This window comes from Leuconostoc carnosum, from assembly GCF_014207505.1.
Taxonomy (GTDB): Bacteria; Bacillota; Bacilli; order Lactobacillales; family Lactobacillaceae; genus Leuconostoc; species Leuconostoc carnosum.
Genome location: NZ_JACHGL010000004.1, coordinates 126172 through 147910, shown reverse-complemented (window position 1 = coordinate 147910; position 21739 = coordinate 126172). Strand labels below are relative to the sequence as shown.

Annotated in this window: 20 protein-coding genes and 1 other annotated feature; of the genes, 1 reads left to right on the top strand and 19 read right to left on the bottom strand. The window is 37.9% G+C overall.

What is annotated here, in order from left to right:
* Positions 1–86 precede the first annotated feature (86 nt).
* The 17 genes from HNQ98_RS05835 to HNQ98_RS05755 all read right to left on the bottom strand — a co-directional run bounded on the left by HNQ98_RS05835 (position 87) and on the right by HNQ98_RS05755 (position 19120).
* Complete coding sequence (locus HNQ98_RS05835) at positions 87–353, bottom strand: HPr family phosphocarrier protein (protein ID WP_135197716.1); 267 nt, start codon at positions 351–353, stop codon at positions 87–89.
* A 157-nt stretch (positions 354–510) separates the two neighbouring features.
* Positions 511–1122, bottom strand: a complete 612-nt coding sequence (locus tag HNQ98_RS05830) for a JAB domain-containing protein (protein WP_135197717.1) — start codon at positions 1120–1122, stop codon at positions 511–513.
* Positions 1123–1146: 24 nt separating this feature from the next.
* The gene (locus HNQ98_RS05825; RefSeq protein WP_135197718.1) at positions 1147–2547 is read right to left on the bottom strand and encodes an MFS transporter; all 1401 of its coding nucleotides are present in this window, start codon (positions 2545–2547) and stop codon (positions 1147–1149) included.
* Positions 2548–3732, bottom strand: coding sequence for a bifunctional folylpolyglutamate synthase/dihydrofolate synthase (locus tag HNQ98_RS05820; protein ID WP_135197719.1), 1185 nt, complete (start codon positions 3730–3732; stop codon positions 2548–2550).
* A 136-nt stretch (positions 3733–3868) separates the two neighbouring features.
* The gene (gene cshA / locus HNQ98_RS05815; protein ID WP_135197720.1) at positions 3869–5467 is read right to left on the bottom strand and encodes a degradosome RNA helicase CshA; all 1599 of its coding nucleotides are present in this window, start codon (positions 5465–5467) and stop codon (positions 3869–3871) included.
* A 41-nt stretch (positions 5468–5508) separates the two neighbouring features.
* Entirely contained in the window at positions 5509–6627 is a 1119-nt protein-coding gene (locus HNQ98_RS05810; protein ID WP_135197721.1) for a serine hydrolase domain-containing protein, read from the bottom strand.
* A gap of 69 nt (positions 6628–6696) precedes the next feature.
* Positions 6697–8022, bottom strand: coding sequence for a UDP-N-acetylmuramoyl-tripeptide--D-alanyl-D-alanine ligase (locus tag HNQ98_RS05805; protein ID WP_135197722.1), 1326 nt, complete (start codon positions 8020–8022; stop codon positions 6697–6699).
* A gap of 84 nt (positions 8023–8106) precedes the next feature.
* Positions 8107–9483: a 23S rRNA (uracil(1939)-C(5))-methyltransferase RlmD gene (gene rlmD / locus HNQ98_RS05800; protein WP_135197723.1), complete on the bottom strand. Its 1377-nt coding sequence runs from the start codon at positions 9481–9483 to the stop codon at positions 8107–8109.
* 105 nt (positions 9484–9588) lie between these two features.
* Positions 9589–9855, bottom strand: coding sequence for a type B 50S ribosomal protein L31 (locus HNQ98_RS05795; protein WP_135197724.1), 267 nt, complete (start codon positions 9853–9855; stop codon positions 9589–9591).
* Between the two features lie 127 nt (positions 9856–9982).
* Entirely contained in the window at positions 9983–11269 is a 1287-nt protein-coding gene (gene murA, locus HNQ98_RS05790) for a UDP-N-acetylglucosamine 1-carboxyvinyltransferase (protein ID WP_014974762.1), read from the bottom strand.
* Positions 11270–11350: 81 nt separating this feature from the next.
* Positions 11351–13807, bottom strand: a complete 2457-nt coding sequence (gene pheT, locus HNQ98_RS05785; RefSeq protein WP_184284963.1) for a phenylalanine--tRNA ligase subunit beta — start codon at positions 13805–13807, stop codon at positions 11351–11353.
* A 2-nt stretch (positions 13808–13809) separates the two neighbouring features.
* Entirely contained in the window at positions 13810–14859 is a 1050-nt protein-coding gene (gene pheS / locus HNQ98_RS05780; RefSeq protein WP_135197726.1) for a phenylalanine--tRNA ligase subunit alpha, read from the bottom strand.
* A 76-nt stretch (positions 14860–14935) separates the two neighbouring features.
* Positions 14936–15135, bottom strand: a binding site (T-box leader).
* A 40-nt stretch (positions 15136–15175) separates the two neighbouring features.
* A complete protein-coding gene (locus HNQ98_RS05775) occupies positions 15176–15538 on the bottom strand; it encodes a winged helix-turn-helix transcriptional regulator (RefSeq protein WP_014974765.1) in 363 nt (120 codons plus the stop codon).
* Between the two features lie 71 nt (positions 15539–15609).
* Complete coding sequence (locus HNQ98_RS05770; protein WP_135197727.1) at positions 15610–16479, bottom strand: ROK family protein; 870 nt, start codon at positions 16477–16479, stop codon at positions 15610–15612.
* Between the two features lie 434 nt (positions 16480–16913).
* On the bottom strand, positions 16914–17297 hold the full coding sequence (locus HNQ98_RS05765) for a VOC family protein (RefSeq protein WP_014974767.1): 384 nt from the start codon (positions 17295–17297) through the stop codon (positions 16914–16916).
* Positions 17298–17370: 73 nt separating this feature from the next.
* On the bottom strand, positions 17371–18099 hold the full coding sequence (locus HNQ98_RS05760; protein WP_135197728.1) for a DUF6198 family protein: 729 nt from the start codon (positions 18097–18099) through the stop codon (positions 17371–17373).
* Positions 18100–18103: 4 nt separating this feature from the next.
* Entirely contained in the window at positions 18104–19120 is a 1017-nt protein-coding gene (locus HNQ98_RS05755; RefSeq protein ID WP_014974769.1) for a zinc-dependent alcohol dehydrogenase family protein, read from the bottom strand.
* A gap of 182 nt (positions 19121–19302) precedes the next feature.
* On the opposite strand from HNQ98_RS05755, the gene HNQ98_RS05750 reads away from it, so the two are divergent.
* Positions 19303–20271 (top strand): LacI family DNA-binding transcriptional regulator, encoded by a 969-nt coding sequence (locus HNQ98_RS05750; RefSeq protein WP_135197729.1) that lies wholly within the window; start codon positions 19303–19305, stop codon positions 20269–20271.
* 68 nt (positions 20272–20339) lie between these two features.
* Here the strand turns inward: HNQ98_RS05750 and HNQ98_RS05745 are convergent, their stop codons facing one another.
* Positions 20340–21257, bottom strand: coding sequence for a phosphoglycerate dehydrogenase (locus HNQ98_RS05745; protein ID WP_019040113.1), 918 nt, complete (start codon positions 21255–21257; stop codon positions 20340–20342).
* 52 nt (positions 21258–21309) lie between these two features.
* Complete coding sequence (locus HNQ98_RS05740; protein WP_014974772.1) at positions 21310–21711, bottom strand: cytidine deaminase; 402 nt, start codon at positions 21709–21711, stop codon at positions 21310–21312.
* Positions 21712–21739 lie beyond the last annotated feature (28 nt).

Below are 21739 nucleotides of genomic sequence, written 5' to 3'. Positions count from 1 at the left end.
GTATGATATGACAACTATTAAAAATCATACCCATTAAGTTGTAGTAACTCAATGGGTATGATTACGGATTACCGTTTAATTTTTCTCTAGATTAATTGATTCTCTACCATTACTTTTTCGACACTATTTAAAGCTTCCTCAGCTTGACTGCCAGTTGCTTCTATTGTAATTTCATCATACTGCCCAATAGATAAGGACATCACCCCTAAAATTGATTTCAAATCTACCGCTTGTCCTTTTTTTGACAAACTCATGGTTACTTCTGAATATTTCGATGCTGCTGCCACAATAAGCGATACTGGACGTGCATGAAGCCCACTCGCATTTTCAATTGTATAATCGCGCTTTACCATTTTGACCTCCAAAATAAATAACAGATTTTCTATGTTCAGTGTATCACAATACAACAATCACTTCAATCTTTCATTATGCTTCAATCATACGAATTAAATTGTCAAATTAACAAGTCCATATAATCTTAATCTCATTGTTTACTTCATAGCATAAATATCACTTAATACTTTTTAGCTGATTATTTTCTGACAAACTCCAGTAGCTGTCTCGTGTCACAATAAAAGAATCAAATAATGGTATTTCCATTTGTTCCCCAAGTAATTTCAGACGTTGGCTAAAGCGTATATCAGAATCCGATGGCATAAGGTTACCACTGGGATGGTTGTGAATAATCATAAACCCTAATGCATTAGCGCGAAGTACACTTTGGAAAATTTCACGTGGTGAAGCCTGAACATTTGTTAAACTGCCAACGAATAATGTTTCCCAACCAATAACATTTAATTGCGCATCCAACAGTGCTAAACACAATTGCTCTTGTGGTAGATAGCCTAACTGTCGTTGCGCATAATAACCAATTTCTTCCGAAAATTTGGCACTCAATAATTTAGGACGTACTGCAGTTGCTACACTTTTACCGATGTTCACACCAATTAGCAGCGCATGGTTGAGCGATGGATTATGAGAAATAAAATCTGATGCCATATCGTGTGTCACTTCATTTAGGTCATAATCATTTGGAAAGTAGTGACGAAAGGTCTGCAATGCTTCATCATCGTTTTGACCAAGCGCTGTATAAAAACTTTTAATTTGTTCATGTAATGTCATATGTCACCTCTAAAAGATGATACGTTATTTATTCTTTCGACTCACAGACATGAGCGCATGTAATGATAGTGCTGATGCCAAACAAATTAATATCACATCTAGTCTAGATACCCACTGAGAACCAATATAGGTTGTGTTTATCATTTCTGCTGTAGAGTGTGCGTTTTTCTGGAAAATTGAAATAATACCTGCCGACATTGCAATACCAACAGCAGCAGCATAATTACTTGTTGCCGAAAAAATAGAGTTCCCAACGCTTTGATATTCTACTGGCACGTGACTCACAGCATGAGCCATATTATTACCAAACCAGAAGCCAGCGCCTAATTGTATAACCATAAAATTCAATGTCATCCCATATAAGCTGACTGGCATACTTGCCATTAAAATTGTCCCAATAACCATCAATACCAAACCAATGGTTACAGGAAAACGTGCACCAAAACGATCATACAAACGTCCCGAAACAATTGCCATCATGGCATAACCCAAAGCACCTGGTAATAATGCCAATCCAGCAACTTGTGAATTTTTAAAAAGTACAATTTGCAAGACCATTGGTACAGCATAATTAAAAGTTAAATTAACAATCTGTGTAATAAATGCTGCAATAATACTTAAAGAAAATACTCTAAATCGGAAAATAGCAGGATTGAGTAACGGTTGTCGTACGCGGCTTGCATAGACTAGATAGCCTATAAGACCTAAAACCATAATTATTAATAAACTGATACTAAAGTAATTAGCTACACCATGTGTACTGATACGCTCAATAACAAATATACCGGCAATAAAAAATGTACTTAACAACAACCAACCAATTAAATCCAATTTTTCTTTGGTCAATGGTGACACCTGTTTGATTGTAAACCAGCCCAGTATAAGTGATGCCACCTGAATGGGTAAGACAACCCAAAAGACCATATGCCAATCATAATTCTGAGTTAAAAATCCTCCGAACGCAGGCCCAATTGCAGGAGCAAACGAAATAATTAATGAGCCAAGACCTACCATTGTGCCACGTTTCTGTTCAGGTACCTGTTCGAATATAACATTATACATAAGTGGTAAACCAACACCACCACCAATACCCTGCAATAAGCGACCAAATAATATCCAACCAAAATGGCCACTCATGGCGTTAATTAAGACACCACAGATCGAGATTACAGTCGCTACTAAAAATTGGCTCCTGTTTGTAAATCGTTTTTTTAACCATGGTGATAAAATAACAACCATACTGGTTAGCAAAATAACACCCGAAGTCAGCCATTGTACTGTACTTGAGGTAATATTAAATTCAACCATTAAAATTGGGAAACTAACGTTTAATGCTGTTTCCAACATAATGTCTGTAAATCCCAACAAACCAATTGCTAAAACACTCAAAATTAAGCGCACGGATAACCGTTCATTGACTTGCATTTATAATAATTCCCCTCTAATTTCACTGACAAAGTATAATGAACCCGTAAATACTGTTAAATCAGCATTACTTTCTTGATAAGCTTCACGCCAATTTTCAGCTGTGCTTACTCGATAATTTGCAGCCGTCTTTAAAATATCTAAACTGTGCCGCCCATTAGGTCCAGCAAAAGGGACTAGTACAATATTAAATCGTTGATCGGATAAAATATGCTTAAATTCATCAGTCACGTTCTTATCCATTAAACTACCAATAATTAAAGTAACCGTCTGCTTTTGGTATGGTGGCACATTTAAGGTTTCAAATAATTTTTTAAGCCCTTGTGCATTATGTGCACCATCAATTAAGACACCCGGTTTTAGCATTTCAAAACGAGCAGGCAACTTAGTATTATCCAATCCTTGTTGAATTTGTTCATCTGTGATATTAGCATCAAATGCGCGAACCCCAGCCACAGCAGTTGTAGTATTTTGAATTTGATAATTTCCCGGTAACCCTTGTTTGAAGATATTTAATTCACCTTGAATCAATGCCGAATTGGCTTGCTCAGCAATGACTTGGCGTGCCTGTTCCGGAAGATCCCCAATGACAACTGCCATATTATCATGAATAATACCTGCTTTTTGTTTAGCAATAGAAACGATTGTATTTCCCAACAAATTTTGATGATCTAGTCCGATACTAGTAATAATAGCAACTCTTGAATTGGGCATAACATTCGTTGAATCAAGTAACCCACCAATTCCAACTTCAATAACTATTGCATCCAACTGTTGATGAGAAAAGTAGGTAAACATAATAGCAGTTAAAACCTCAAACTCTGTAGGTATATCTGGTGCTAATTGTTGATCAACTACTTCTAAAGCATTTGCAGCTTGACGTGTAACGGCCAATAAATCTTCAGCTGAAATTAATTGATTATCTATTTGTATACGTTCACGAAAATCAACAATAAAGGGCGAAATAAATAAACCTGTCCTATAACCGGCTGCTTTTAATATAAAGCTCGCCATTGTAGATACCGAACCTTTACCATTAGTCCCAGTTACATGAATGGCTGGTGGCAATTGATTTTGTGGATTTCCCAACGCTGATAACAAGGCATACATACGAGCAAATGATTCTTTTTGTCCACCCTTTGGTCGACTATGTATAAAATTAATAGCATCTTCAACTGATTTCATTGGTTCTCTCCGTTATTTCATAACATAGTGATGAAAAACCGTCCAACATTTGTTTGGACGGTTTCATCGTGATATTTTAAAATTATGACAACGTTAACTTGTATAAACTAAGATAACACGCTACTAAACTAATCTGTTAGTTTTTTTCACGAACTGTAAATTCACGGTGTTGGCGTTGTGCGCCACCACTGTGACGTTCTGTTGAGCGTCCATCACGGCGTTTGTAATCACCAAAACGACGTTCGCCATTTGCTGCGCCACCTTCACGGCGTTCGCGACGTTGACCACCTTCACGAGAATCACCATTACCGCGACGATCACGATTACCACGGTAACCACTACGATTACGTGATGATCCTGATCCACCACGACGATCGCCACCGCTACTACGTCCACCACCATTACCACGACGACGTGGTAATGGTCGTTCGCGTGTAATTTCAACTGGCGTATTTTGTTTCTCTAAATCAGCAACTGAAGATAAGAGAGCAGCTGCTAATTGTTCTACAGAGTATTGTGCAGTCAACTTATCAACTTCAGATTTAATACTGTTAACATCAATAGATCCAACAATATCTTTTACTTCTCCAGCAGCATTTTTGATTTTACCAACACGTGCTTCTTGTAATGAAGCTGGTTCCAATGGTGTCATGCGCTTCTTTGTCAAATCTTCGACAGCACGTAGATAGTCCATTTCATTTGGTGAAACAAATGTAACAGAAACACCCTTTGCTCCAGCACGGCCTGTACGGCCAATACGGTGCACGTAAGATTCAGGATCTTGCGGAATATCGAAGTTATAAACGTGCGAAACATCCTTAACGTCCAAACCACGAGCTGCAACATCAGTCGCAACCAAAATATTGATTTCATGTGACTTGAATTGTGACAATACGCGTGAACGCATCTGTTGGGTCAAGTCACCATGCAAGCCAGCTGCATGATAGCCGCGAGCTTCCAAACCACGAGCTAATTCTTCAACACGACGCTTTGTACGACCGAACACAATCGCCAATTTAGGTGCCTGAACATCAAAGATACGCGTCATTGTATCAAACTTTTCATTCTCACGCATGCGTACAAAGTATTGGTCAACCAAGTCGGTTGTTAATTCTTTAGCTTCAATCTGAATATGCTCTGGATTGGTCATGAACTTTACACCAATACGCTTGATTGCTGGTGGCATTGTAGCTGAGAACAACAATGTCTGACGACCAGCAGGTGTATTTTTGATAATTGATTCAATATCTTCTAAGAAGCCCATGTTCAACATTTCATCAGCTTCATCCAAAACTAATGTTTTTACGTTGTCAATTTTTACGGTCTTACGGTTAATATGGTCAAGTAAACGACCTGGTGTTCCTACTAATATTTGTGGATGTGATTTCAAATTCTGAATTTGACGGCGAATATCTGAACCACCAAAAACAACTTGTACATCGACGCGCTTATCACGTCCTAATTTCTTTAATTCTTCAGCGGTTTGAATTGCTAATTCACGTGTTGGTGACACGATCAATGCTTGAATATTTTTGTTATTCAAGTCAATATGTTCTAATATTGGCAAACCGAAGGCAGCTGTTTTACCAGTTCCAGTCTGCGCTTGACCAATAACATCTCTACCAGACAATGTCAATGGAATTGTCTTTTCTTGAATTGGTGTTGCTTCTACGTAACCATGTGTCGTAATTGCATCCAAAATATCTTGTGATAAACCTAATTCACTAAACTTCAAAATTTTCTCCTCTGCGCTCTATGGCGCGCTAGCAATTCAATTTATTTTGTTACTTGAATTGCTGATGTTTGTGTAAATAATTGATTCGCTAATTTTTGCCAGCTTTGATGCTTTTCATGTTGATTACTCAACAAAATGACAGCTTCTTTGCCATCTTTTGATAGAAGCACCGTTGGTTCAAATCCTCTAATAATGCCATGCCCCCGCATATATGTTGGATAATGGTACAATCCACTAGCATATTTTGTACCTTTAGCTGGTTGCCACATTGCCTCAGCATTTGATTGGTTCATTATTATCTTGTGATCTATCAACAAACGATAGTAACGGTACAGCGAACCAGCTGTTATTGCCATGTTACCAGTACCAGTTTCAAGCGAATAAGCAGTCACATCATTTGACCAATATTTACTATAATTCTGTTCCCTATAACCAATTGTACGTCTAGAGTTAGTAATAAAATGTGCATAATCCAACACATTTAAACCTAACTTTTGATTAAATGTTTCATTAAACAACTGACCATATGTTTTATGCGTGATTTGCATTAAAATACCGGCTAACAAACGATAATTAATTGGTTGATAAGACCAAGCCTGCGTGCCTAAGAATGCCGTATGACTAGCATCAAATGAAATGTTATCAGCCTCATCAGCAAACATTTTTGTGGCTGTTATTTGCTTCAACCCACTAGTCATCGTTAACAACTGACGAATTGTAATCCGATTGGCATTCGGTATGTTAGGATAATATTGACTCAACAACGTATCTAATGCCAATTTGCCTGCTTCGACCTGCTGCATAATCATAGTTGCAGTAAAGCTCTTTTGTAGTGAAGCCATTTGATACATTGACTTCGCATCATTCAAACGATTATGCGTACTATCAGCATAACCATACCCTTTTTGTAAAATAATACGATCATGATGAACAATTAAAGCTGTACCAATATAATTAGCAGACTTCAATTGCTGATCTATTTTAACTGCCAAGTCATCTTTTTTCGAAAAAATGTCTTGGTTTACTTGATTCAAAGCATGTTGATCATTTATATGTTTAGATGTTTTTGTCACTTCATGTGTTGGCATTTTAAACTTCGTAAATAATCCACCAGCAATAACTACCATGATCATGATAATAAACAAAAATACTATACACATATTCCTCACACGCCTTATTCGAAGGTGTTGTGCCCGTCTCATTCCACATTAACCCCCAATGAAGACAGCTTATTTTACTAATGCGTTAACAACGTTTTCAAGATGAATACCGTGACTTGCTTTTAGCAAAATCACATCCCCTTTTTCACCTAACGTTTTTAAATCCTCGATTAATTCGGCTAACTGATCTGTTTCATATTGGTGCAAATGCGCTGAGTCGAAGCGTGCTTGCAAAATTGGTGCCATGTTTTGATTCAACAATGGCCCAACTAAGTACACACCGTCAACATTTGCATCAAGTACCGTTTGTCCCAAACCAGCGTGCAAGTCGTCTGCTTGTTCGCCTAATTCTAACATATCACCTAGCACAAGATACTTGTGTGGCGCTGGTATTGCTTTCAATGCTGATAAAACTGCTGCTACTGCCGTTGGATTTGAGTTATAGACATCACTAATCAGAGTTATACCACGTGCAGTGGCGAGCCTCTCAGTACGGTTTTTTGTCAAATCAAAGTTTTGTAGTGCCGTTACGGCGTTTTTTAAATCAATATGTAATAAGATACCCGCTGAAATCGCTGCGAGCGCATTCATAATATTATACCCACCAATCACAGAAATTGCAAATAATGTCTGTTGATAAACAAATGTTGTCCCATGAGCTGTTGTATGAACCGCACTAACGCCTTGTCCGAAAGTTATCGTTTTTTGTGTCACAGCAGCTTGTGTCAACAATGGTTCATCAAAAGGTATTAACAAAGTGCCCTCTGGTTTCAACCCTTGCGCAATTTCTAATTTAGCCTTGGCGATGTTAGCACGCGTTTTGAAAAACTCAATATGCGCTTCACCTATCATTGTAATAATTGCTATATCAGGTGACACTAAATGAGATAACTCAGTCAATTGTCCTGGCCGATCCATGCCTAATTCAACAACTAATACTTCGGTATCTTCAGGCATTTCAAGTAAAGTCATTGGTACACCAATTTCGTTATTAAAATTTTCTGGTGTTTTAAAAGTTTTAAAATTCGTTGCTGCAACAGCCGCAGTCATATCTTTAGTCGTAGTTTTCCCGTTTGATCCAGTTATAGCTATTACTTTCGGATTAATTTCTTGCCGCCGATACTGGCCTAATTGTTGTAAAGCTTTTAATGTGTCCTTGACTATAATTGCCGGTATATCAGAACTAATATCGTGTTGATCATCTACTAAAACAGCAACTGCACCACGATTCAAAGCACTTTGAATGTACTGATGACCATCATTATCACTCACTAACGCCACAAACAAGTCGCCCGGTTTTACCAAGCGCGAATCAAAAGCAACACCCGTCACTCGACCATTACCTTGTATTGATGCATGTAAAACATCACCAATTGTTGTCATTGCATAATTCATTTTTTCTCCAAAATCACTTATAAACCAATTTATCAATCATGGCATCAATTAATACATTGAACTACTCTAATTGAAGCCACTGTATTAATGTTTTCTCTTAAAAACTGTAATACTTTCAACATGTGATGTTTGTGGGAACTGATCAACCGGTAAGACAGCCCCATCAATATCATACCCTTGCTGTATAATTTCAGCCGCATCTCTTGCTAATGTTACGGGATTACAACTGATATAAACAATACGGTCTGGTGCCATATTGACAGTCGCCGAAATTAATTCACTAGTTAGTCCACGTCTTGGTGGGTCAACAAATACAACATCTGGTTTAAGTTGCGCATCCTGCCATTTCTTAAATTGTTCAGGCGCATCAGCTAAAATATATTCAGCATTTTCAACATGATTTGCACGCATATTAAGTTGTGCGTCCGCAACAGCGCCAGGTACAACTTCTACACCTAACACTTTTTTTACACGATTAGCAACTGTAATCCCTATTGTGCCAATACCAGAATAGGCATCAATCACAATGTCAGTTGCTTTAAGTTTAGCTTTTTTAGCAGCTAAATCATACAAAATTTCTGTCATTTTTGGATTAACTTGATAAAAAGAATTTGGTCCAATAATAAAATTATAACCCAGTAATGTGTCATGAATAGTCTTTTCACCCCAAAGTGTACGATTATTGGGACTAAGTAACACAAAATCTTTTTTCGGACTAAAGTTAAAAATGAGACTCTTTAATTCGGGCAATTGTACACAAATATCAGCTACAATGGCATCTTCGTGTGCTATAATTTCATCATTTGAGACTAACACGACCATTAGTTCTTTCGAATAGTACCCACGTCGTATCATAATGTAACGAATGGCACCTTGTTGTGAATCAGGATCAAATGCAGTAATCTGATATTTTTCTAAAATATCTCGTACTTTAACAATGGCTTGATCAATTGCCTGATCATTTACAAAATAGTCCGTCATGGGCACTAATTCATGGCTGCCTCGACGATAAAAACCACTAGTTAAGTGACCATCTTGCCATTTTACCGGTACAATAGTTTTATTACGATAATAAGTTGGGTTTTCCATGCCAATTGTTGTGTCTACTGCAACGTTAAGTTTTTGTGCTTGAAATAAACGATTAATCTGGGCTCTTTTTAGCTCCAACTGTGCTTCATACTTTAAATTAACCAGTGGTGCAGTCCCAGCATCAATAAGATATTGTCGCTGACTATTTTGACGTTTATCCGAAGTTTCTAGGTATTCAATGACTTTGGCATACCCGGAAAATTTATCAACCTGTGTCACTTCTAAAATAATTTTTTCACCGGGAATAGCATCTGCTATATATACTGGATATGTTGGTGTGATATTCACAATTCCCATACCATCAATACGTATATCATCAACTGTTACAGTCATTTGTTCATGCAATTTAACTGGCAGGATAGTTCTTGTCATAATATCATAAGCGTTAACGATATAAACCGTCAAACATAGTCCTTTCTCTTTACTTTCTCAACAAAATAAAAGCGCTCACCAAAGTGAACGCTTTTACAAGAACAATTACTTGTCTTCGTTGTTCTTGAAACCAAATCCAGCAAACTTCTTGTTGAACTTGTCGACCGCACCATCGGCTTGCGTAAACTTCTGCTTACCTGTGTAGAATGGGTGTGAGTCAGATGTGATATCCATACGGATAACTGGGTATTCTGTACCTTCAAAATCAATTGTATCGTTTGAAGTTACAGTAGAAGCTGACAAAAACTTCTTACCTGTTGTTGAATCAAGAAATACGACTGGATGGTATTCTGGATGGATTTCTGCTTGCATAATAATTTCTCCTTAGCGCCCTGAAACTTCTGTAACAGAGTCAGATTATAACTAGTATATTTTAGCATACAATATATTGCATGACAAGTTTTTAATCAAAAGTTTGATTACCGAGTTCAATAACAATCTATGGCATCAGGTTAATAAGATCAATACCTTCTATACTAATGTCGGCACCCAAACCTGTTAGCTTTTTTTGAATACGGTCATAGCCCCGTAAAATGTGATCAGCATCATTAATAACAGTTACACCTTCAGCCATAATAGCGGCAATTACTAATGCGGCCCCTGCTCTTATTTCAGCAGCCTCAACATCTGTACCAATTAAACGTGGTGAGTGGCTAATTTTAATTTTACCTGGCTTGTCAGAAGCAATATCGCCACCCATACGTCGTAATTCTGCAATATGCTTCACACGTTTTGGATATATAGTATCAGTAATCAAACTTTCACCATTTGCCATTAACAATAATGGTGTGATGGGTTGCTGTAAATCAGTAGCAAAACCAGGATATGGCATTGTTTTAATATTAACTGAATTTAGAGTGTCTGACCGATAAACATAAATCACATCTTCACCAATGTCTAAATTCACACCCATTTCAATCAACTTTGACGTGTATGATTCTAAATGTTCTGGAATCACATTCTTAATCGCGACACCATTACCAAAGGCCGCTGCCATGCTCATATAGGTTCCTGCTTCAATACGATCAGGAATTACTGTATGCGTATTACTAGCTTTCAAACTAGGCACACCAGAAATACGAATAGTGTCTGTTCCAGCACCACGAATATTAGCACCCATGTTGTTTAAAAACGTCACAATATCAATAATTTCCGGTTCACGCGCGGCATTTTCAATAATTGTCTGCCCTTTAGCCCGAACGGCAGCTAAAATAATATTAATCGTTGCACCAACCGAAACTGTATCTAGCGCAATGCGTGCACCAATTAACCCATGTTCGGTAGCATCAATATGAATAATATCATCGCTTTCAGTAACTTTAGCTCCTAATGCTTCAAAGCCTTTAATATGTTGATCAATTGGGCGCTTACCTAAATTATCACCACCAGGGAAGGTTACCGTAGCTCGACTGAACCGACCTAGTAACGCCCCCATAAAATAGTAAGAAGCACGCAATGATTTAATTGCGCCACTGGGTAAATCACTTTCAGTGATGTGTGTAGGATCAATGTCCAAGTTACCATTTTCAAAAGATGAATCAACATTCATTGCTTTCAAAATTAGCTGTAAATTCTTAACATCAAGAATTTGTGGCACTGTATCGAATTTAACCGGTGTATCAGCTAAAATAGCTGCCGGAATTAATGCAACGGTTGAATTTTTAGCGCCACCAATTGTGACTTCACCATGAAGGCGCTTGCCACCGCGTACAATTATTTTAGCCATGATATTTCCTTATAATCGTTATAGTCCAATAGTAATTATACCGTGAAAGCAGACTTAACTCAAATTAAATTAGATAATGAGTTAACGGATTTCAACATTCAACCGTGATACTAGTGTTTCTGTTACTCGCTTGAAATCATCATTAACAGCTGATTCCACTAGGGTTTCATCATTATCTTGATAAACTAGTGTATAAGCCAATGACTTCTTACCTTCAGGTAATTTATTACCCTCATAAACGTCAAACAACGTGATATTAACTAATTTATCCCCAGCGCTCTGGCGAATAACTGCTTCAATTTCTGCATGTGTTATCGTTTCATCAACTAACAATGCAGCGTCTCTGCTCATTTGCGGGAAACGAGAAATTTTACTGTACTGAGTATGATCGGTAATATTTGCCATAATAGCAAATAAGTTTAACTCAAAAGCAAAAATGGGTGCTAATTTCTGAGGCTTAGTAATTTTTGGATGAATCTGACCAACAAAACCAAGATAATGCTCACCTGTATAAATATCAGCTGTTTGTCCAGGATGCATATTATCATGTCGTTCTGTTGCCACATAACGTATATTTTCTACACCAATCTGTGACAAATATGATTCAGTAACACCTTTAATATCATAGAAATCAACAGCGCGCGCTGTTTTATGCTCTTGCCAATCTGAAGTCGCGCGATTGCCCGTTAATACGCCAGCAATATGCTCAGTTTCCGTAGGTAGTTCGTTATCACCATTTGCTACAAAAATACGACCTTGTTCATAAAGCGCAATGTCATGAACAAAATGATTAACATTATAAACGACATCTTCAAGCAACCCAGCTAACAAATTTTGACGCAATGTCGTACGATCAGAACTCATAGGGTAATCCAATGTCACAACTTTGTCGTCAGTATTCTCAACAAATTGTTGTGCTTTTTCAGGCGTGGTTAACGCATATGAAATGGCTTGATTCAAACCCAAGGTCTCCATAATGTGACGACTAGCTCGAATTTGACGTTGGCGTACGGTTAATTTACCCGGCGTGGTTGGCCCGTAGGGTAAAGTGACCGGTAAATTATCATAACCAAACAGGCGCGCAACTTCCTCAATCAAATCTGCTTCAATTGTGATATCCGGGCGACGTGCCGGCACTGTGATGATTAACTTATCATCTGCCACTTGATAGTTAAATGCCAAACGATCAAAAATAGCAATCAAATCTTGCAATCCCAAAGACGTACCTAGAATCTCATTAACACGAATGACTGTTAATGATAAAACAATATCTTGATGTGCTTCATCTGCCGCCTTGACTTGACCATAAGCGATCTGCCCACCAGTCAATTGGTCGATCAAGCTCGCCGCATGATCCAATGTTTCAAAAGTAGCATCCCAATTAACGCCACGCTCAAAACGCGCTGAAGCCTCAGAATGAATATTATGACGACGTGCAGTAGCTCGAACTAAACTCGGATTAAATACCGCTGCTTCAATTGCGATATTTGTTGTCTGTTCGTCAATTTCAAAGCTTTGTCCGCCCATGACACCGGCCAACATCAACACCTCATCTCCCGAGGCAATGACAATATCTTCTCCTGAACGCAAATCACGTGTCTGCTTATCTAATGTTGTCAGTTGTTCACCATCACGCGCGAGCCGAACATTAATTTTAGAATCGTTTATTTTATCTAAATCAAAAGCATGTAAGGGTTGTCCGTATGTTAACATCATATAATTAGTCACATCAACAACATTATTAATTGGTCGAATACCAGCATTCCAAAGATACTTTTGCAACCAAAGTGGTGAATCTGTAACCGTCACATTATTCACAACACGTAGCGCGTACTTTGGTGCCAATTTAGCATCATCAATTTTAATGCTGATTTGCTTGTCGGCTGGTGTATCATATTCTACTAATTCAAATGATGGCGTTGTGACTGATTGATTTAATATTGCACCAAACTCATAGGCATTACCAGCCATTGATAACATATCAGCACGATTTGGTGTTAAATCCGTATCCAAAACAGGTTCATTCATTCCCAAAACTTCAAGTGCATCATCTCCTGGATGAACACCATCATTTTTGTTAAAAATATGAATACCTACTTCAAACGCTTTTGGTGCAATTTTGCTGTCAAAACCAATTTCTTGTAATGCAACAACCATTCCTTGCGATGTCTCACCACGTAAGTTTGCCGCTTGTATCGCCATTAACTCGCCAGATTCATGGTTAATAATATGTGCGCCAACCTTAGCCAAAATAACGAGTTGCCCAACTTCAATATTTGGTGCACCAGTAACTACTTGTGTGAGGTCATTTTCACCAATATTCAACTTAGCAATGACCATATGATCTGAATCAGGATGTGATGTAACTTGAACAACCTCAGCGACCACTAGACCATCTTGTTTCCCAGCCAATGTTGCAGATGAATCAATTTCAACACTCGTTCTTTCAATACGTTCGGCTAAATCAGCAACCGCCTGCTCATCTAAATTAATCGCATTATTTAAGTATTCATTTAACCACGTTAAACTCGTCTTCATGCTTAATTACCCTTTCGTTCAAATTGTGACAGGAATCGTACATCATTGAGATAGAATTGGCGAATATCATCAACCCCATACTTCAACATTGCAAACCGATCTGGACCCAACCCGAAGGCAAATGCCGAGTATTTGTCAGGATCAATCCCATCCATACGTAAAACATTCGGATGTGTCATGCCCGCACCCAGAACTTCAATCCATTCAATATCTTCGGGACTCATATCTGGTGTCACTTCATTCCAAGAAACATCTACTTCAACTGATGGTTCAGTAAATGGAAAATATGATGGTCGCATACGTATTTGATGCTTTTCGCCAAACAATTCTTGCATGATAGATAACAACGTACCTTTCAAGTCAGCCATGGTAATATTTTCACCAACAACCATACCCTCAACTTGATGGAATTGATGAGAATGTGTAGCATCATCCGTATCACGACGATAAACTTTTCCTGGCGCAATCATCTTCAAAGGGCCTTTTGAAAAATCATGTTTCTCCAAAGCACGTGATTGTACTGGTGATGTTTGCGTTCGTAGCAATATTTCGGGTGTAATATAGAAAGTATCTTGCATGTCACGTGCTGGGTGATCTTTTGGTAAATTTTCACGTTCAAAATTATATTCATCAGTTTCTACTTCCGGTGAATCCACTGTATCATCAATGATTTTAAAACCAAGTCCTAGAAAATGCTGCTCAATCTCGTCGATGATTTGTTGCAACACGTGTGGTTGACCAATGGTTGGTGTACTACCAGGTAAAGTGACATCAATTGTTTCAGCAGCCAGCTGCTCATTTAATTTTTCAGCATCTTGTGCTGCTTTTTTAGCTGCTAATAATGATGTAATTGTTTGCCTAACATCATTACCAATAGCCCCAACAGCTTTACGCTCCTCAGGGGCAACATCCTTCATACCTTTTAATAACGCAGTTAATTCACCTTTTTTCCCCAATAATTTTACACGAAGTGCCTCAACATCAGCAGCAGCAGAATTAATGCGCGCAACTGCTGAAGTTTTTAACTCTGTCAGCTCTTGACTTAAACTCATAACTTTATCCTTTCGATTCTCTCTTACAAACCACTAATTAGTACAAATAAAAATCCCATGTTATTCAAAAAGAATAACATGGGACGTTCAATACCGTGGTACCACCCAAATTCCTGATATTTATCAGCTTTGGCGACTATAACGCAGTCTACTACGTTGGCGATTAAGCCAAATACTCCTGACTGAAATTCATTGTCCTTTAATTATGATACTTTCACCAGATATATCACTCTCTTCAATTAATCAGACAATTACTTGGTCACTCATTGTACATCATTAAGCTTTGTAACTTTATTACTAGCTAAGTATATCATGTTCATGACTGGCTGTCGCCATGATTTTTAGATGCTGTGTTGTTAAACTTATCTGACCATTCATGAACTGCTGCCATCATAGGCCGCATTGCTTCACCAGCTGGGGTTAATTTATATTCAATCAAACTTGAATCGTCATATGTGACACGATTCACTAAGTTGACTGATTCTAAAGACTTTAATCTTTCCACTAAGACACGATCTGAACACCCAGACAACGCCCGTGAAATTTCTAAAAAACGCTTTGGTCCATTTATTAGGAGCGTTTCAATAATTAACCCGTTCCATTTACGACCTAGGATTTCAAATGTTTTTGTGAAATTTTGACAGAGCAAATCTTCTGTGTGTGCCGCTAATTTTGCCATAAAGTTGTCCTCGCGTTATTATCAATATGTTAATACTAACACAAAGCACAATAATTGACAAAAAGTAGGACTTATTTAACAAGCGTCTTAGCTAGGTAGAAGCAACCAAGAATACCAGCATTGTCACCGTTGGCAACAGGGACAATATACTCATCTAAATCTGGTACATTTAAGTAATCACTCATTTGTTCAGCAAAACTTTCGCGCATTAATGGGAACAAGATTTCACGATGGGGTACCCCACCACCAAAAACAATTTTATCTGGGCGTAGAATCATTGTATAATCCAATGCAGCTTGTGCCAAATAGAAAGCTTCTATCTTCCAGGCAATATCATCATCAGCTATTTCTTTGGCGCTTGTACCCCAACGTTCTTCAATTGCTGGTCCGGCTGCCAATCCTTCTAAACAGTTGTCGCCATGGAATGGGCAATGACCAGCATAATTATCTTCAGGGTGCTTTTGTAAGAAAATATGTCCAGCTTCAGGATGTCCATATCCACTGACCAAATGACCACTTGACACAATACCAGCACCAACACCAGTACCGACCGTTAAGTAGACCATGTTGTCAACATCTTTGGCTGCACCTGTTTTAAATTCAGCCCAACCCGCTCCGTTCACATCTGTTGTCCAGTAATACGGAATATCACGCCATGCCTTCATGCGGCCCAAGAAGTTATATCCTGACCAACCAGTTTTTGGTGTATCTAACACGTGACCATATGTTCTCGACCCAGTAACAATATCTATTGGTCCAAAAGCTGCAATCCCAATGGCATCGATGTCTTCAAATTGATCGAAAAAGGCAATCACTTGGTCTAATGTCTTTTCACCATTCAATGTTGGAAACGCTGCCCGTTCAACAATATTGTAATCTTGATCAGCAACAGCAACGACAAACTTCGTTCCACCTGCTTCAATTGCACCTAATAATCCCATGATTTTTTCTCTCTTCTTATATTTTTTTAAATAACTTCACCATTAACTATGGTACTTCTATTGATTGTTAACAGAATAGCTCAGTGCTTGGCTCTATTACTTTTCTTGTATCAAAATAATAACAATTAATATGACAATATGATTGAAAAATCTATTCAAGTATCCTTTAAACTCTCATATTTTTTCCTTATTGTTTAAACATGTTAAGCGCTATCATTGTTAGTTTAATAGATTTCATGAGGCATTGTCAAGCTTATAATCGTAATTTTATAAAGTAATTTTTTGCATTTTTTCAGAAAACATTGTGAAAACATTGCTACACTTAACAATTACAAATGATTAGAAATGTCAATTTCAAGTATTTAATTTTATAATGTTGAGTATGAATTAAAAAGCGACCACTTAATAAATGGTCGCTTTTTACTATTTGTTATTTATTTAACAATTTCGCAGAATTCGACAATAACTGCGTCAGGTCCTTCAATATTAAAGAACTTAATACCCTTTTCCCAAAATGCTAAATGTTGTACTTCAGAATCAATTAACTTAAATCCTTCAGCCTTAGCTGCTTTGAAAGCGGCATCAGCATCAGTTGTATCCATTGAGATATGATTAATAGCACCTGGCTTACCAGCAACTTCATCTGATTGCCATGTTTCAATCACAAGATTCTCGCGTTGCATGAAAATCACGTTACCAACTGGAAAATCACCTGTCTTCTTAAAGCCAAGTTTCGTCCAAAAAGTTTCAGCGGTTGCCAAACTTGTTGTTGGAATACCAATATGCTGAACACCTGAATAATAATCTGAAAATGACATGTTAATCTCCTATCAATTAAATGAATGAAGGCGTAAAACGTAGCAATATGCGCTTTGTGTCTTTAATTAGTTATTAAATACCTTGATGCTTCAATCCTGGGAAGACATATTTGTCTCCCAAACCTGTTATACCACCTTGAAACAAAAATGCAAAGACCGTACCTAACCCATAGTTTGAGAAGTCAGGGAAGATAATAACGGCTATGATAGCCAAGATTGTGGGTGGAATATACGAAGCCCACATTGCTTTGGCTGCTGATCCTTTAAAGTACTTGAAACGCAAGATCTGCATTAAATCATCTGCTGGATGTAAAACTAGATTAGTACGTTGATAAATCGAAATGGCAACGGCAATCAATCCTACGCCTAAGAAATTTAAGATAACGTAGAAAATCGTCATACCAACACTATGTGAGTCTGGAATAATTGCTGAAAATATGTTTGCAAAGTAACTAATCAATAGTGAAAAAGGTACCATGAAAGCAATATTTCCAACAAATTTACGCCAATCAAAGTGTCCTTGTAGCACGACATTTAACACCGCCACGACAACACCAACACCAAAAAATACCCAGCCCAGCATACTATTACTACCACCAAAAACTGATTTATTAAAACCAGCAGACGCAGCAGTCCAGTATGCGGACCCCAAAAATGGCGGATGAATTTTTTGACTAGTAACCACAGTTAGAACGTTACCAGCTGCATTAATGACCAAAGAGAAAACAAAGTAAGACAATGCAGCACTAATCGAAATTGTACGACCACGAGTCGTTTTACCTGCTACGTCTTTTGCATCCATATGCTTATGCCTCTTCTCCACCGACTTTAACAACAGCCTTTGAAACAACACCTAACTTACCATTAACGAAGTCATCAACTGTGTTGTAGTCTAATTCATGTGACATCAATGATTCAACATCCAACTTACCTGATGATAGCAATGCCAATGAATCTTCAAAAGCGTTAGGGTTAATAAATGAACCTTGGATAGTTAATTGCTTTTGGAATATTTCATAAGTGTTCATTTCGAACTTTGCATCAGGACCACCAACACCAAACATCAATACTTGAGCACCACGAGCTGAAGCTTCAACAGCAGCTTCTTGTGTTTGTGGCAAACCAACGGCTTCGATAATAACATCGTATTCGCCTTCAGGAATCTTGTCACCCTTCATTGTATTGAATGTGTTTTTAACACCAAACTTTTCCTTGTTCATTGCCAACTTTTCGTCAACAATACCAGCCAAATCAACTTGGTGAATACCATAGGCTTGCAAGATTTGAACAAACAATTCACCCATGAATCCATCACCAATAACCAAAGCTTTTTGGTATGGTGTAACTTTCAACAACTTGATACCGTGAACGGCACATGAGATTGGTTCAACAACGGCTGCTGACTTCAATGAGACGTTATCAGGAATTGGATAAACAACTGAAGCAGGTGCTGTGAAATATTCTTCAAATCCACCATCACGTGTTACACCAACAGCTGACAAGTTTTCGCACAATTCTGGACGTCCTGTACGGCAGTACTTGCACTGTCCACAATAAATGTTAGGGTCAACAGATACACGATCTCCAACTTTAACATTTGTAACTGCTGAACCAACTTCAGCAACAACACCTGAGTTTTCGTGTCCCAATACAATTGGTGGGACAGCAGGAGCTGATCCTGGCAATCCAGCGTAAAGCGCGTGATCGGTTCCACAAATCCCAGCAAATGCTGTGTGAATCTTAACCTCGTTTGGCTTAACTTCTGGTTGTGCAATATCTTGCAATTCCAATGACTTGATGCCAGTTAGTACTAATGCGTCCATGATAAATGCTCCTTCTTATTTGTGATATTTTCAACTTACAAATTCATGATAACCCTTTCATGTTTTACTGTCAAGTTATATTATACTTTTTTCATGAATATTTTTCTTATAATATTATGGTAAAATGAATATACAAGGGACAAATTATAATAAACATTTTTATATCCCTTTTGGAGGACATTATGGTTTCAAAATTATCTGACGTAGCTGAATTAGCTGGCGTCTCAGTTACCACTGTTTCACGTGTGATTAACAGTTACGGATCTTTAAGTCAAAAAACGATCGATAAAGTTCATGCTGCTATGCGTGAATTACACTACCAACCTAATGCCATGGCGCGTTCTTTGCAAGGTAAGTCATCTCAGTTTATCGGTTTAATTTTCCCAGACATACAAAATCCATTCTTTACATCACTTGCAAATGAAATTGAGCAAATCCTGTTTGATAAAGGTTATAAATCTATTATCGCGACAAGTGCAAATAATGTTGAAAAAGAGAAACAATATTTAGAAATGCTTGCTGCTAATCAAGTGGAAGGCATTATTACATCTTCACATAATTTAGATATTGATGCCTATAGCAATACGTATTTACCTATCGTTTCATATGATCGCTTTATTTCAGATACTGTGCCTATCGTACGCGAAGACAATTATCGAGGTGGTCAACTGATTGGTGAATATCTACTCAAAAATGGTGCTAAAAATATTTTAATGCTTAGTGGCGATTCCTCTTCCCAGTCACCAACTACCAAACGTTACGAAGGATTTACTGCAGCCCTTGGCGACAAGGTATCTCTCAGTATCCAAGAATTTAATTCTAATAGTTGGCCAACAACGTCTGAAATTGATGTAATTGTTAATGACGTCATTCAACAAAATATTGATGGTATATACGCTTATAATGATATTATGGCAATTCAATTACAAAATGCGTTACGTAAAGCTGGTAAACGCATACCTGAAGATATCCGTATTGTTGGTTACGATGGTTCCCCTATCGTACAATTACTGCACCCTGACTTGCCAACTGTAGTACAGCCTATTCGTCAGGCTGCTCAGCGTCTTATTGACGTACTCTTTGCTGAAATAAACAACCAATATCCTGTCGTCAATGATGTACTGCCTATTACTTTCTATAATCCCGAATAAAACCATTACAAAATAAACCCGTGAAGCAACACACTTTTGTGTTACCTCACGGGTTTATTTTGTAATGGTTAATTCACTTGGAATTTTGCTTCTTGACCATTCAACACACGTACAACTTCCTGTGCCGTCACTAAACCAACACTATCAAAAGCTTCTCGTGATGATGCTGCTACATGCGGTGTCACAAAGACATTTGGTAAGCTGAGTAACTCATTATCAGGTGTAACTGGCTCGTTTGTAACAACATCTAGGCCGGCACCAGCAATCTTTCCCGATTTTAACGCACTGATTAGTGCCTGTTCATCGACAACAGCACCGCGAGCAATATTAACAAGCACAGCACTGTCCTTCATTTTGTCAAATATCTTAGCGTCTATTAAGTTCATTGTTTCAGGTGTTGCTGGTAAGGCCAAAACAATAAAATCCGACTGTTCATATATTTCATCTAATGTTGCCATTCGACCATTTTTTACTTCTTTTTCATGACGAGCATAGGCTAACACATCCACATCAAATCCAGTAAGTAACGCATCGACACGTTGACCAATCGCTCCGAAGCCAATAATACCGACTGTTTTGTGGCTAACTTCTTGTCCCATTGGTATAGTCATTGCATTATCATTAATACTTTGATTTTGCTGATAAAAATATCGCCCAGCCATAAGCATGTGCATAATAGCAGTTTCAGCTACTGCTGTGGCATTGGCCCCTGGCGCATTCGTCACAATAACATGATGTGCTGAAGCATCAGCTAAATTCACATTATCATAACCCACGCCGTAACGTGCAATAATTTTTAACTGTGGCAAACGACTAAATACATGATTATCGATTGGATACATCATCAAAATCATCGCTTCAATATCAGTATTTTCGGTGAGATCTTGTACCGTACTTTGTTTATTAGTAACCACTTCAAAATGATTCTTTTCAAGATAGTCAATCGCTTTTTGTGAAATACCATCAAAAACTAAAACTTTTTTCATATTTAACTCCTATTTTCCAATCAAACTCGTGGCACAAAAGTCATTTGGGAGGTCATTGCAACGTGTGAAACGACCCAGGCATCAGTGTCATAATATCTGTTTTAATCATTTTACCTGTATCGTTAATTAACCAGATTGGCATATGTGGCTCAAAAAATTCTACCATCACTTGCCGACAAGCACCACAAGGTGCGATAGGTTCATTTGTACGCCCGGAAATCACCAATCCTTCGAACTCACGATGACCGGCCGCAACAGCGCTAAAAATTGCAGTTCGCTCAGCACAATTTGTCAGACCAAATGATACATTCTCTATATTAATACCTTTGTATATATCACCAGAGGCTGTTAGTAAAGCTGCCCCAACTGGAAAATGCGAGTATGGTGTGTAAGTTTGATCCAGTGCTTCAATTGCTACATCTACTAATTTTTTTGGAGCTGTATTCTGTATCATTTTATAATACCATCCACTTCTATCCTAC

What these genes read in the sequence shown, in the direction of transcription:
- HNQ98_RS05760 (WP_135197728.1), bottom strand. Translation starts at nt 18,099, where the DNA reads ATGGATGCAAAAGACGTAGCAGGTAAAACGACTCGTGGTCGTACAATT.
- murA (WP_014974762.1), bottom strand. Translation starts at nt 11,269, where the DNA reads ATGGCTAAAATAATTGTACGCGGTGGCAAGCGCCTTCATGGTGAAGTC.
- HNQ98_RS05810 (WP_135197721.1), bottom strand. Translation starts at nt 6,627, where the DNA reads ATGTGTATAGTATTTTTGTTTATTATCATGATCATGGTAGTTATTGCT.
- HNQ98_RS05805 (WP_135197722.1), bottom strand. Translation starts at nt 8,022, where the DNA reads ATGAATTATGCAATGACAACAATTGGTGATGTTTTACATGCATCAATA.
- HNQ98_RS05745 (WP_019040113.1), bottom strand. Translation starts at nt 21,257, where the DNA reads ATGAAAAAAGTTTTAGTTTTTGATGGTATTTCACAAAAAGCGATTGAC.
- HNQ98_RS05770 (WP_135197727.1), bottom strand. Translation starts at nt 16,479, where the DNA reads ATGGGATTATTAGGTGCAATTGAAGCAGGTGGAACGAAGTTTGTCGTT.
- rlmD (WP_135197723.1), bottom strand. Translation starts at nt 9,483, where the DNA reads ATGACAAGAACTATCCTGCCAGTTAAATTGCATGAACAAATGACTGTA.
- pheT (WP_184284963.1), bottom strand. Translation starts at nt 13,807, where the DNA reads ATGAAGACGAGTTTAACGTGGTTAAATGAATACTTAAATAATGCGATT.
- HNQ98_RS05825 (WP_135197718.1), bottom strand. Translation starts at nt 2,547, where the DNA reads ATGCAAGTCAATGAACGGTTATCCGTGCGCTTAATTTTGAGTGTTTTA.
- HNQ98_RS05775 (WP_014974765.1), bottom strand. Translation starts at nt 15,538, where the DNA reads ATGGCAAAATTAGCGGCACACACAGAAGATTTGCTCTGTCAAAATTTC.
- HNQ98_RS05750 (WP_135197729.1), top strand. Translation starts at nt 19,303, where the DNA reads ATGGTTTCAAAATTATCTGACGTAGCTGAATTAGCTGGCGTCTCAGTT.
- HNQ98_RS05795 (WP_135197724.1), bottom strand. Translation starts at nt 9,855, where the DNA reads ATGCAAGCAGAAATCCATCCAGAATACCATCCAGTCGTATTTCTTGAT.
- HNQ98_RS05755 (WP_014974769.1), bottom strand. Translation starts at nt 19,120, where the DNA reads ATGGACGCATTAGTACTAACTGGCATCAAGTCATTGGAATTGCAAGAT.
- HNQ98_RS05835 (WP_135197716.1), bottom strand. Translation starts at nt 353, where the DNA reads ATGGTAAAGCGCGATTATACAATTGAAAATGCGAGTGGGCTTCATGCA.
- HNQ98_RS05830 (WP_135197717.1), bottom strand. Translation starts at nt 1,122, where the DNA reads ATGACATTACATGAACAAATTAAAAGTTTTTATACAGCGCTTGGTCAA.
- pheS (WP_135197726.1), bottom strand. Translation starts at nt 14,859, where the DNA reads ATGAGTTTAAGTCAAGAGCTGACAGAGTTAAAAACTTCAGCAGTTGCG.
- HNQ98_RS05765 (WP_014974767.1), bottom strand. Translation starts at nt 17,297, where the DNA reads ATGTCATTTTCAGATTATTATTCAGGTGTTCAGCATATTGGTATTCCA.
- HNQ98_RS05820 (WP_135197719.1), bottom strand. Translation starts at nt 3,732, where the DNA reads ATGAAATCAGTTGAAGATGCTATTAATTTTATACATAGTCGACCAAAG.
- HNQ98_RS05740 (WP_014974772.1), bottom strand. Translation starts at nt 21,711, where the DNA reads ATGATACAGAATACAGCTCCAAAAAAATTAGTAGATGTAGCAATTGAA.